The following is a 12,184-nucleotide window of genomic DNA, read 5'->3' as shown; positions in this document are numbered from 1 at the left end:
AACTCAACCGATGTCATCATGCTCTAAATCTGCGCCGTTTCGATCGGGTGAGTCAGATATCGGGCTCGACGCTCCAGCTCGGACCCCGGCCTTAATCGCCCCAGCGCAGCGGCGGGCGCCAGCCTGCTTCGTCGACCGCGTCGCTGACCTTGTAGACCAAGCCCTTGCCGTTGAGGAACAGCTTCTCCATCTCGGGCCGGGTGAAGGGGCGCGAACCGATGCGGCCGAAGATCGCGATCTGCCCGCCGCTTTCGTCGACCGCGCGGTCGCGGTCGAGCCCCTTCGACAGCGCGAGCGCGGGCGCCGGCGTCTTCGCCCAGGCGATCAGCTCGGGCGTCGGCTTGGGCGAGAAGCCGTAGAGGCCCGGATTGTCGGGGCTGGTGAGCTGGAGCACCTTGATGCCGTTCCGCCCGTCGGCGACATAGGCGAAGAGCGAGGCGTTGGTCGATCCGACGATGACGTCCTCGGCATCGCTCATCGCGCCGCCGAAGGTCAGCCCCGGCCACGCGACCGGCGCCGCAGGCCGCGTCACGTCGACGATCACCAGCCCGTCCTGCTTCGCCGCGACATACAGATAGGTGCGCGCGACATAGAGCTTGCGCGCATCGGCGAGCCGCACCGTCCCTTCGGGCACCGGCACCGGCCGATCCATGCGGGTGATGTCGAACAGCTTCACCCCCTCGGCATCGCTCACCCACAGATAGCGGAACTGCGCCGCGCTGGCGCGCGCGTCGGTCAGCGGCAGCCGCGCCGTTACCTTCGGTTCGAGCGGCGTCGACAGGTCGACCACGACGAGCCCGCTGTCGGCGGCGATATAGGCGTGGTCGCCCGCCAGCGTGACGTGCCGCGCCCCCGCGAGCAGATTGTCGGGGTTCCAGGTCAGCGCCCGCGACAGCTTGTTGTTGCGGAACTCGCCGTCGGCCAGCGTGTCGATGTCGACGAGGATCAGCCCCTCGATGCTGTCGGTGACGACCGCATAGCGATAGAGCGGGTGCAGCGCCTGCTCGTGATTCTGCGGGAAGTGCTTCCGGATGAAATCGTTGCGTTCCATGCTGATCGGCTGGTTGGTGCCGATCGCCATGCAGGTCGCATTGCGGGTCTTCACATGCGTGTCGTGGCCGAGCGGCGAGAAGGGCGCGCGCGTGATGCGTTCGGAAAAGCCCTTGTTGCCGATCGAGGCGACGTCATAGACGCGGAAACCGCCCTTGCCCTCTGCCACGAACATATATTCGCCGCGCTGCTGGAGGCAGTTCACCCGGCCGCTCGTCCCCTGCACGATGTTGCGGAATTCCTCGAGCGCGCGGCTCTCGCCCGACCCCTTGCCGTCGAAGGCCTTGCCGCGCACCCAGTTCTTCAGTTCGCGCCCGTTCCGTTCGACGTGCAGGCGCCAATAGTCGGGATAGGCGTATTTCTGCAGATAGCTGCCGATCACCGCCTGCGGCTCGTCCCATTCGGTGACGCGCGTCGCCTGGAAACCATCCTCCAGCCCCGACCAGACGTTGAGCCCGACGAAGTTGACGAAATTGGTGCCCATCAGCAGCAACTGCGACATGATCGCATTATTGTCGTCGGCCGCCGACAGGTGGCAATCGGTGCATTGCTTGGTTTCCTGGCGGCGGACCGTGTGCGGGAAGTGCGGCGCGAAGGCCTGGCTGGAGAAGCCCGCGGCCGAGATCGGCGGCTGCTGCACATAGATGCGCTCGCGGTTGACGTTGGTCGACGACAGGATCAGCGCCGACGACGAGCGCACCGGCGCGATGATGCCGCGCGGGTTGCCGTCGGTGTCGGGCTCGCCCGGCTTGGTGAGCTGGTGCCGGCCGAGCTGGAACATCTCGTCGCGCGCCACCTGCGGGTTGTAGGTGGCGAAGTTCCGCGATTCCTCCCCTTCGAAATGGTGCGAGCTGGTCTTCCAGTTCGCCTCGATCGGCAGGTGGCAGCCGCCGCAGCTCGTCGTCCACGACAGGTGGCAGGTGAAACAGGTCATGCGGTCGTCGCCATGCGCGCGGTCGGCCTTTGCCACCCCCGGCCCCCAGGCGAAGCTGCCGTCGTCGGCGCCCGACCGCGACATCAGCTTGGCGCGCGCCGCCTTCGCATTGAAATGCGGCCCCGGCGTCACCGCCTGCTTGACGAGGCTGACCTGCCATTCGAGCTTCGGATCGACGATCGAGCGCTGGATCAGCCCCGTGACCTCACCATCGTCGTCATAGCGAAATTCGAAGCGGCGCCGGCCATCGGGGTTGCGGAGCAGCGCAAGGTTGGTGCCCTGCGGCCGCGCCGCGACATTCGAGGTCAGCAGGTTGGGCAGCGCGTCGGCAGTACCGTGGCAATCCTTGCAACCGATCTCGATCGCATTGGCGACCTCGCCCTGGATATAGCCGTTGCCGTGCGAATCCTGCGCGAAATGGCAATCGGCGCACTGCATCCCCTTTTCGGCGTGGATATCCATCATGTGGACCGTCTTGCCGGGGTTGAGGCCGGGGGGCACGAACTTGCCCTCGACTCCCGGCCGGTCCGGATCGGCGCTGGCGAGGCAGAGGTCGCGCTGCTTCGCATCGCTGTAGCTCGCGCAGTTCTTGCGCCATTTCTCGGGATCGTTCGGGTCGACGATATGCGCCGTGTCGGTGCCGTAGGTCGCCATATTGCCCTCGGCATCGAGCAGATTGCCGTTGCGGTCGCGCTTGAAGACGCCGCGGAAGTTCCAGCCGTGGCCGTGATAGTCGGCGAACTGCGTCACCCTGTTCGTGTCGTTGACGTCATAAACGTCGCGCAGGAACTCGACGTCGGACCACAGCCCGCGCGGCCCCGCCCCTTCCGGGTTGCGTTCGAGCGTCCGGTGCACCTCGGCCGCGGTCGGATAATGCTGTTGCTTGTAGAGGCGCTGATAGTCGGCGTCGCTCATCCCCGGCGGGCGCGGCGCGGTATTGTCCGGGCCGGGCCACAACTGCGGCGCGTCCGATTCATAGTCCCACATCGTGTAGCCGAGATAGGAATTCAGGAAGATGTTCGGCTGGTGCATGTGGCAGGTCATGCACTGCGAGGTCGGGATCGCGCGCGTGAAGGCGTGGGTCAGCGGATGTCCCGATTCGCCCCGCTCGCGCGCCGGGGCCGCCGGGTCGATCAGCGCGCCGTGACCGCCATCATAGCCGTCGCCTTCGGGCTTCGCCTTCTTGCCGGCGATCGTCGGGTCGATTGTCGCACTCTCTCCGTCGCGGCCATATGGGGCATAGATCAGGCTGTGCCGCGGCTCGCGGTCGTTGGCATAGACGACATGGCACCCCGCGCAGCCCGAATGGCGGTAGTCGCCGGGTTGGTCGTTTGTGCCCATGAACCACATATAGGGGTCGTTGAGACGCGTCTTGTGGATGTTGAGCACCGCGATCGCGACGCGCAGCCCGGTGCCCGGTCCGCGGTTCGACTGTTTGAGGTCGGGGCGCCCCGGCTCCTCGAGCCGCTGGATCTGCCCGGTCGGGTTGGGTAGCCCGACCTCGGCGAACTGGGTGCTGACGTTGCGCCCGCCGCGTTCGAAGACGCGGAACACGTCGCTGGGCGGCATGACGTTCCAGCGCGGCAGCGGATAGATTTTGGCAAGCGCGCCGCGCTTTTTCTCCGCATCGGTCAATATCTTGTCGAAACCGAAGTTCGGCTTGCACGCCTCCTTATATTCCTCGGCGGTCAGCAGCGACGAGGGCGACAATACGCACGCCGCCACGCCCTCGCGCGTATAGGCTTCCCCGAACAGCGAGTTCTTGAACGGCAGAATGCCGTTGTTGTAGGCGCCGCCCGCCCAGAACATCGCCGCCGTCGCCATCAGCGACCGCTCGGCCGCCTCGATCGTCTCCTGATGGCAGGCACCGCACGCCTCGCGCGCGACGCGATAGTCGCTGGGATTGACGAAGCGGATAAACTCGGGCGCCTCCTTGTTGAGCAGCGTATAGCTGCGCTTCGGGTTCGCCGAGGTGTCGCCCCACGCGCCCGGCAGCGTCGGCTGCGGGTGGGCGCGCGCCATCACCGCCCGGTTGCGCGGATCGTCGTAGCCAAGGCGCGGGTCGCCGACCTGAGCCGCGTCGCCGCCGTGGCAGTCGGTGCAGCCGAGCCGCACCGCGGGGCTCGCGTGCATCGTCGGCCGGTCGGTGCGGACGTGGCAGCTGTAGCAGCCCTCCGACTTCGTCATCATCGCCGCCTCGCTCTGCTCGCGCGGAGCTGGCGGGGTGAAGCGATATTCGACCTTGACCGGCTTTTCCCCCTCGGACGCGCGCGCGGCATGCGGGCCGACCGCGAGCATCGTCAGCACGAAGGCGAAGAGGGCGAGGAGCGTACGGATCATCGGCTAGAAACTCAGCACCAGATTGGCGAGGATCGACACATAGGCATCGTCCCGCGCCTTGTTTTCGAACAGGTCCCTGAACCCCTTGCCGGGGAGCAGCACCGCGGCGCTCAGGCGCCCGACGATATTCTGCGTCGCCTTGGGCCGCCAGATGCCGGCGACCGACAGGTCCCAGCCGATGTCGGTCGGGATCGACCCTTCGCTGCGCAGCACCTGCAGCGTCGCGGTATCCTGGAACCACAGATGGTTGAAATTGGTGCTGACCCGCATCTCGGGCGACAGGTCGAAATCGCCCCCCGCGCCGACCAGGATCGTGCCGGGGTTGTTGAAATTCGACTGCCCTTCTTCCTTTGACGAGCGCAGCGAATTGAGGATGCCGTTGCGGCCGTTGATCGCGATCGCGCGCCCGCCGCCCGCGAACGGAATCGTCTGGCGGATCCAGTAGCTGGTATCGGCGCCGGCGAAGACCGGGTTTTCGAAGATCGCGTCGAAGCCGCCTTCGACGTCGTCATAGGGATCGCCGTCGCCCGTCGCGTAGAGGCCCGAGAGGCGGAACCGCATCCAATCCTGATCGTAGCTGAGTTCGGCCGCCGCGAGCCCTGCGCGGATGCGGGCCGGGCGGCTGGTGAAGATGCTGTTGCGATCCCGTCCCAGCGCGGCATAGAGGCTGGCGGTCAGGTTGAGGCGCCCGATGCGCCCGTCGGCGCCATAGCCCAGATAGACGACGTCGTAGGACCGCCCGCGCAGATCGCCGAGCAGCGCCGGCCGCACGGGAAAGCCGTTATGGTCGATCTGGATGTCGCCGCGTTCGCGGTTGATGTTCCACGTCGCGCTGACCTGGCTGGTCAGGCCGACAAACGGGAAATCCTGCCGATAGAGATTGGCGGTGAGGACGAAATCGTCGCGCGGCGTCTGGGTGACGTCGTTGAGACCGCTGTTGGTGTCCTTTTCCAGCCGCCAGAAGGCCGCGAGATTATATTGGAAGCGGTTGTTGTCGCGATTGCCGAACAGCCGGATGCCAAGCTGGCTGTCGTTGAACAGGAAGCCGCGAAAATCGCTCTGGAACGGCTGGATGCCGACGCGGATCGAATGGAAGTCGTAGCGATTGCTGTCGTTGCCCAGATGCTTGTCGACGAAGGCTTCCTGCACCCCCAGGAACGCGTCGGTGCGATGGCTGGGCCGCGACGGACGCACATCGAGCACGCGCCGTTCGGGCACGTCGACATGGTTGACATTATAGGCGAGCGTCAGGCGATATTCGACGTCGGGCGGCTTGAATGCGGTGTTGCCCTTGATCAGCGCGAAGCCGCCGATCAGCGTTTGCGACAGCACGACGCTGCGGTTCTTCCCGAACACATCGAGGCTGCCCGGGCGCGCCGACGTCTGGATGCCGTTCGGGATCGGGAAGGTGCGCGGTTCGACCACCGTGTCCGAAATCAGGTTGGCGACGAAGAACCAGTCGTCGCCCCGGATCGGCAGCCAAGGCACCCTGGCGCGGTCGATCGGCCGGTCGCCCTTCAGCGTGTTCTGGTGATAGGGGTCGAACCAGCGTTCCTTGACCACCCCCAGCGTCTCGATCAGCCGCCAGCGGTCGGGGATCGGAAGCTGATCCTCGATCCCCGGAAAGGCCTGCGGCGGCGGCGGCCGCAGCGCGCCGACATTGTCCTGGCTGGGTCGTTCGGGAAGGTCGGGGCGATAGCCCGGCCGGCGACGCCCGTCGAGAATCCGGGTGACGAAATCGTCGTCGAGCATTTCCTTCCACTCGACCGGCGGCGGGGGCGGTACCGGCTCCTCGGCCTGCGCCTCGGCGGCGGGCGGCGCGGGCGGCACTGAGGGCGGCTCGCCGGCGGGCGCGCCCTGTGCGGCCAGGCTGGCGACGATCGGCCAAAGGCTTGCCCCCGCGCTCACCGCCTACAGCCCGTCGCAGACATTCTGCTGCGCCGTGTCGAGGAAGGGCGCGAACGGACAGGCGATGTAGCGCAGGCGCACCGTCTTGCCGTCGGCGAGGCGCACGACGACCCGGTCGGCGCGCATCGCGGCGGGCGCATTGCCGATGCCGCCGGCGCGCGCACCGCCGTTATGCGCGCCGAGGAAGCTGATCATGTCGTCCTGGTCGATGCCGTCGCCCGACACCCCGATCGCCCCGACGAGTCGGTCGCCGCGATAGATGGGGACCGAACCCGGAAAGATCTGGATGCCGTTCTGCAGGCGGTTCATGCCCGGCGCGACATCGGGCAGCGTCGTGCAGCGCTGCGGCGTATCGGTCGCGCTCGCCCCCGACACGAAGCCGATGTGCTGGCCGAGGTTGCCGATGATCAGCGCCGACTGGAGCCCGGTGGAAAAGGGATTGAACTGCGCGATCGGGCGCGACAGCGGCCCGTTCGGCCGCCCGACCTCGCCATCGGGGAAATAGGGGCGCGACAGATTGCCGTTCGCGCGGTCGGGGAAAGCAATGGTGCCGATCAGCGCCGCCGGATCGTTCAGGAAGCTGCGCAGCGCGGGAACGAACTGGCGCACGTCGGCGCTGGCGTTGGCGCTGAGCTCCGCGCCCGCCTGCGCGCCCGAAAAGAAGGCGGCGGTGCGCGCCTTCTGCAAGCTGACGTCGGTGCCGAAGATCGGCGCGTCGGGCGAGCGCACGATGCCGAGCGGCGCGCCGTGCGTGTCGACGACGCTGATCGACACCTGTGCGCGGCTGTCGAGCGGACGGCGAATCTGCGCGCGCGCGCGGCTCATCACCGTGAACGCCTCTTCCAGCACCGCGCGCACCTCGGCCTCGGTGAGCGGCGCGCCGTTGGTCGCGCCGTCGGTGCCGGCGCGGATCGGGTAACGATTAGCGCCGCTGCCGTCCGACAGCACGAACGCGTCGCGGTTCGAAAATTCGGCGCCGGTCGATGGCCGGATGCCCGACGCCTCGCTGCCATAGGCGGTCCCGGCGACGACCGCCGCGCCGGCATAGCCGGTAACCGCGACGAGATTGCCGGCGGTGCCGTTCAGGCTCGCAAAGCTCGCGCCGCCGCCCGCCTTCAGCCCCGCATAGCTGGCGTCGGAAAAGCGCAGGGTCGTGCCGTCGATACTGATCCGGTCGGCAAGGATGCCGGTCGGCGCCTCGAACCCGCGCGTGCCGGCGAGCGCGATCGCCTCCTCGGCATCGTCGTCGATGTCGAGGATGTCGGGATCGCTGCCATAGACGCCGTCGCCCATCACGCCGATACCGCCGACGAGCACGCCATTCTTGTATAGCGGGAAGCCGCCCGGATCGGCGGCGAGGCCGAGCGGCGAGCGCTTCGGCCCGATCAGCGCCGCGCCGCCCGCCGCGCCGAAGCGCGCCGACAGGTCGCTGCACGGCAACTGGCTGAACTGCACCCCGAACAGCGGCCCGCTTTCCAGCCCCACGGTGGTCGGCGCGGGCGGGAAATGCTGCTGGACGATCTGGCTCGCGGTGCGGGTCGAAAAGGCGTTGCCGCCGCTCGACAGATAGGCGCCGGTGATCGCCTTGGCGATCGCGCCGCCCTCGGCCGGGACGGTGACGTTCTGCGCGTCGATGCTGTCGCCGTTCGGTGCCGGCGAGGTCGTCGCGGTCGCGCGCGCGCCGGTCATGCGAAAGACGCCCAGGACATTGCCGACGCGGTCGGTCACCGCGATCACCGACGGCAGGCCGCGCGCCTGCGCCTCTGCAATCGCCTGCGCGAGGATCGTCTGCACGTCGGCGATGCTCAGCGCTTCGGCGGCGGGCGGGACATAGACGCCGGTCGGCGTCGGCGTGGGGGCCGGGGTCGGGGCGGGCGACGGGGTCGGCGTCGAACTGCCGCCACCGCCACCGCACGAGGCGAGCAGCAGCGCGGCCATGACCGCCTGCGCAGAGGCACGGAAAAGGCGCGCGCGGATCGTCATCGCCCTCACCGCAGCGCCCGGATCGCTTGCACCGCGCGGCCCAGCGCCGCCTGAAATTCGGAAGGATTGTAGCTGTTGGGGTCGGCGACCGCGGTATAGGCGCGGTCGATGTCGCTGCGGATGCCCGCCGCCGCGCCGACCGTGACGCGCTCCGAAGAGACCATCGCGCCGAGCAGCGTGTCGACCCCCATCACCGCCTGCTGCGACCCCGCATAGTCGGTGAAGCGGTCGCTGACCGCCTTCGCGGCAATCGCGTCGACCATCGTGAACGTATCGGTGCCGGCGAAACGGCGCGCGGCAAAGGCGCCCTTGAGCGCCGCGACCGTCTGCGCGAGCTGCGCCGCCGCGGCGACGGCGCTCGGCCGGTCGGTCGCCATCGCCCGATGGAACGCCGCACTGCGCGCCGTCAGCTGTTCGGCGAGCGCCGGCGCCGCGACGCGCGCCGCCGCCGCCAGCATGATCAGATTCTCGTCATTATAGGGCGGCATGCCCTCGGGGATGCCGGGGCGGCCCGGATTGTCGAGGCTCGTCTTCACCGGCTTCGCCTGGTCGTAGATGCGGCGGTGACAGCTGTGGCAGTCGAGGAAAAAGAATTCAGGGAAAATCCCTTCGGTCCCGCGCTTCGACTGGAACAGCGCGAGGCTGCGTTCGAGTGCGGTCGCCTGCCCCACCGCCCACATCTGGACGTGATCGGTGCGCGCCGACGGCGCCCCGAACTTGCGCCAGCCATAATCCTCATCCTCCTGATGATGCGCCTGGAGCGAGGAAAAGAGGTCGAGTTCGAACGAGATGCGCGGATGCCCCGCCGCCATGATGCGGTGAGTGACGAACTGTCCCTCGCCCGCCGCGCCGAAATGGCAATCGACGCATACGCCGGCGCGCACCACCGGGTCCTCCAGCTTGCGCAAGCCGGCGCGCAGGTTCGCCAGATGCTTCTCGCGCATCTCCGCCCCCGGATTGGCGTTGGTGCCGACGCCGGCATAATGGCTCGCGATCCAGCCGCCCGCCGGACCGTGGCACGATTCGCAGCTCACCCCGTCGGCGAGCGGCGCGGTGCCGCGGCTGACGGCGGCGTCGCTGTGACAGCCGAGGCACATCGGCGCCCGCGCCGGATCGCCGATGCCGAGGTTGCGTGCGATGAACTGGCTGCGGCCATTGCCGAGCACCGCCCAGGCGCGGCTGTGCGCGCCGCCGGGGGTGGAGGGGTCCTGCCAGCGCATCAGCTCGTCCTGGCGAACGACGGTGCCGTCGCCTTCCATCCGGCCGTGGCAGGTCGATCCCGCGCAGGAGGCGACGCCCAGAAAGCGCCCGCCGCTTTCGCCCTGCGACCGCGCGGGCGGCGCGGCGATCAGGGCCGCCGCCGTCAGCGCGATCAGCAGCGCCGCAAGGGCCGCCATCGCGGCCCACGGCCGGTCGCTGCGCCCGGTGCCAGCGTGCATCCTCATTCCCGCCATCCCCCTTTGCCCCGTTCGTGCCCTAGGGTCTGGACCGGCGCCGCGCAAGCGGCCGGGTCGCGGAGTCGTCCTCCGTCACCGTCGATCGATCGACGTGGTCTGAAACTGCCATGGCACCTGCCCCCTGCAAATCGGGAAATCCGGTGCGACCCCTTGTTTTGCGATTTTATCGTTGACCGACCTTGATCCTCAAAGGCTACACCATCGCCGCGCAAAGGCAATATGCCTGCGATCACAGCCGGGATTTTCGAGGGGCAAAAATGAACGAGAGCAAGAAGATGACGGCCACCAATCGTGCGATCCTGATCGCCGCCTTCCTGCTGCTCGCGGGCGCCGTCAGCTATGCGCTGTGGCGCGATGCGCGGTCCGCGGCCGGCGTCCCGGCGGGAATGACCGCCGCCGACGCGCCGCCATCCGACCGCCTCGCCGCGCTCGAGGCGCGGACCCGAAGCAACCCCGGCAACGCCGAGGCATGGACCGCGCTCGGCGCGGCGCGCTTCGACCTCGAGGATTATCCGGGGGCCGCCGAAGCCTATGAACGGGCCGTCGCCCTCGCGCCGAAATCGGCGGGGTTGTGGTCGGCGCTCGGCGAGGCGCGCGCCTATGCGAGCAAGCGCGACCCGTTGCCCCCTGCGGCACTCGAAGCGTTCGAAAAGGCGATCGCGCTCGATGCGCAGGACCCGCGCGCGCGCTATTTCATGGCGGTGAAAAAGGATCTGGCGGGCGACCACCGGGGCGCGATCGACGCCTGGTTCGCGCTGCTCGCCGACACGCCGCAGGGCGCACCGTGGGAAGCCGATCTGCGCCGCACGATCGAGCAGGTCGGCGCGATCCACAAGATCGACGTCGCGCCGCGCCTTGCCGCGACGCAGGCCCGCCCGCTGAAAGCCGAGGAGATGCCCGTTGCCGCGCGCGCGATTCCCGGCCCCAGCCGCGCCGACATGGAAGCCGCCTCGCAGCTTCCCAAGGGCCAGCAGGACGCGATGATCGAGGGCATGGTCGCCAGCCTCGAAGCGAAGCTGAAGGCCGACCCGTCCGACGTCGACCGCTGGATCATGCTGATGCGCAGCCGCATGACGCTGGGCGAGACGGCGAAGGCGGCGCTGGCGCTGAAGGACGGCGTCGCCGCCAACCCCGCGGCGGCGGCGCGGATCAAGGCGCAGGCCCGGATGCTGGGCGTGCCGGGGGCGTGAGTTTCCGTTTCAGGCGGAGGCGCGAAACGCCTATCCCGCCATCAGCGCCGCATTGCCGCCCGCGGCGGTGATGTCGGTCGAGATCGACTTTTCCTCCGCGAAACGGTGCAGATAGTGCGGGCCGCCGGCTTTCGGACCGGTGCCCGACAGACCGCGGCCGCCGAAGGGCTGCGAGCCGACGATCGCGCCGATCTGGTTGCGGTTGACATAGACGTTGCCGACCTGCGCGCGCGCCGCGACATGCGCCGCGACCGCGTCGATGCGGGTGTGGATGCCGAGCGTCAGGCCGTAGCCCGAGGCGTTGATCGCATCGATCAGCGCGTCGAGTTCGCCGCCCTTCCACGTCGCGACATGCAGCACGGGGCCGAAAATCTCGCGCTTGAGGTCTGTGACATGGTCGAGCCGGATCATCACCGGCGGCACGAAGGTCCCGCCGTCGGGCAGCACCGTCCGCGCGGCTTCGGCGATCACGCGGCCGGCGCTGCGCGCCTCGGCGACATAGGCGGCGATATTCGCCTGCGCCTCGGCATCGATGATCGGGCCGACGTCGGTCGAGAGGATCGCCGGATCGCCGACGTTCAGTTCGGCCATCGCGCCTGCGACGATCGCGATCATCGTCTCCGCCACATCCTCCTGCACGCACAGCAGGCGCAGCGCCGAGCAGCGCTGCCCCGCCGACTGGAAGGCCGACGCCACCGCGTCGCGCGCCACCTGTTCGGGCAGCGCGGTCGAATCGACGATCATCGCGTTGGCGCCGCCGGTCTCGGCGATCAGCGTCGCGATCGGGCCGTCGCGCCCGGCGAGGCCGCGGTTGATCATCCGCGCGACCTCGGTCGATCCCGTGAAGGCGACGCCGATCAGGTCCGGGTGCCCGGTCAGCGCCGTGCCGACCGTTTCGCCGCGTCCGGGCAGATAGTGGAGCACGTCGCCCGGCACGCCGGCTTCGAGCAGCAGCGCCACCGCGGCATGCGCGATCAGGGGGGTCTGTTCGGCGGGCTTGGCGAGCACCGCATTGCCCGCGGCGAGCGCCGCCGACACCTGGCCGAGGAAGATGGCGAGCGGGAAGTTCCACGGGCTGATGCAGGCAAAGACGCCCTTGCCCTCGAGCATCAGTTCGTTGCGCTCGCCCGTCGGGCCGGGAAGCGCGACGGGATGGGCGAAATCGGCGCGCGCCTGCGCCGCGTAATAGCGCAGGAAATCGGTCGCCTCGCGCACCTCGGCGATCGCGTCGGCGAGCGTCTTGCCCGCCTCGTCCATCGCGAGACCGAGGAAGAAGGCGTCGCGTTCCTCGAGCAGGTCGGCGGCGCGTTCGAGCCGTTCGG

Annotated in this window: 6 protein-coding genes; 1 reads left to right on the top strand and 5 read right to left on the bottom strand. The window is 68.7% G+C overall.

Annotated features, from left to right (window positions below; translation table 11 throughout):
- Positions 1-91: 91 nt before the first annotated feature.
- From SGR02S_RS17035 to SGR02S_RS17020, 4 genes are read right to left on the bottom strand one after another with little or no spacing between them, the layout of a single operon-like run.
- On the bottom strand, positions 92-4,324 hold the full coding sequence (locus SGR02S_RS17035; RefSeq protein WP_067112694.1) for a hypothetical protein: 4,233 nt from the start codon (positions 4,322-4,324) through the stop codon (positions 92-94).
- A gap of 3 nt (positions 4,325-4,327) precedes the next feature.
- A complete protein-coding gene (locus SGR02S_RS17030) occupies positions 4,328-6,193 on the bottom strand; it encodes a hypothetical protein (RefSeq protein ID WP_067112702.1) in 1,866 nt (621 codons plus the stop codon).
- Positions 6,194-6,235: 42 nt separating this feature from the next.
- Positions 6,236-8,215, bottom strand: a complete 1,980-nt coding sequence (locus SGR02S_RS17025) for a heme-binding protein (protein WP_067112691.1) — start codon at positions 8,213-8,215, stop codon at positions 6,236-6,238.
- A gap of 5 nt (positions 8,216-8,220) precedes the next feature.
- Positions 8,221-9,660: a multiheme c-type cytochrome gene (locus SGR02S_RS17020; protein WP_067112699.1), complete on the bottom strand. Its 1,440-nt coding sequence runs from the start codon at positions 9,658-9,660 to the stop codon at positions 8,221-8,223.
- Between the two features lie 269 nt (positions 9,661-9,929).
- Here SGR02S_RS17020 and SGR02S_RS17015 point away from each other — a divergent pair, with 269 nt between their 5' ends.
- Complete coding sequence (locus tag SGR02S_RS17015; protein ID WP_174521673.1) at positions 9,930-10,862, top strand: tetratricopeptide repeat protein; 933 nt, start codon at positions 9,930-9,932, stop codon at positions 10,860-10,862.
- Positions 10,863-10,892: 30 nt separating this feature from the next.
- On the opposite strand, the gene SGR02S_RS17010 is transcribed toward SGR02S_RS17015, so the two are convergent.
- The coding region (locus tag SGR02S_RS17010; RefSeq protein ID WP_082797206.1) for an L-glutamate gamma-semialdehyde dehydrogenase at positions 10,893-12,184 on the bottom strand (1,292 nt) is incomplete at its 5' end.

This window comes from Sphingopyxis granuli NBRC 100800, from assembly GCF_001591045.1.
GTDB classification, from domain to species: Bacteria; Pseudomonadota; Alphaproteobacteria; order Sphingomonadales; family Sphingomonadaceae; genus Sphingopyxis; species Sphingopyxis granuli.
The sequence above is the reverse complement of the archived record's forward strand: the minus strand, read 5'-3'. Positions and strand labels throughout refer to the sequence as shown.

Coding starts and splice junctions, on each gene's coding strand:
- SGR02S_RS17025 (WP_067112691.1), bottom strand. CDS start 8,215: ATGACGATCCGCGCGCGCCTTTTCCGTGCCTCTGCGCAGGCGGTCATG.
- SGR02S_RS17015 (WP_174521673.1), top strand. CDS start 9,930: ATGAACGAGAGCAAGAAGATGACGGCCACCAATCGTGCGATCCTGATC.
- SGR02S_RS17020 (WP_067112699.1), bottom strand. CDS start 9,660: ATGAGGATGCACGCTGGCACCGGGCGCAGCGACCGGCCGTGGGCCGCG.
- SGR02S_RS17035 (WP_067112694.1), bottom strand. CDS start 4,324: ATGATCCGTACGCTCCTCGCCCTCTTCGCCTTCGTGCTGACGATGCTC.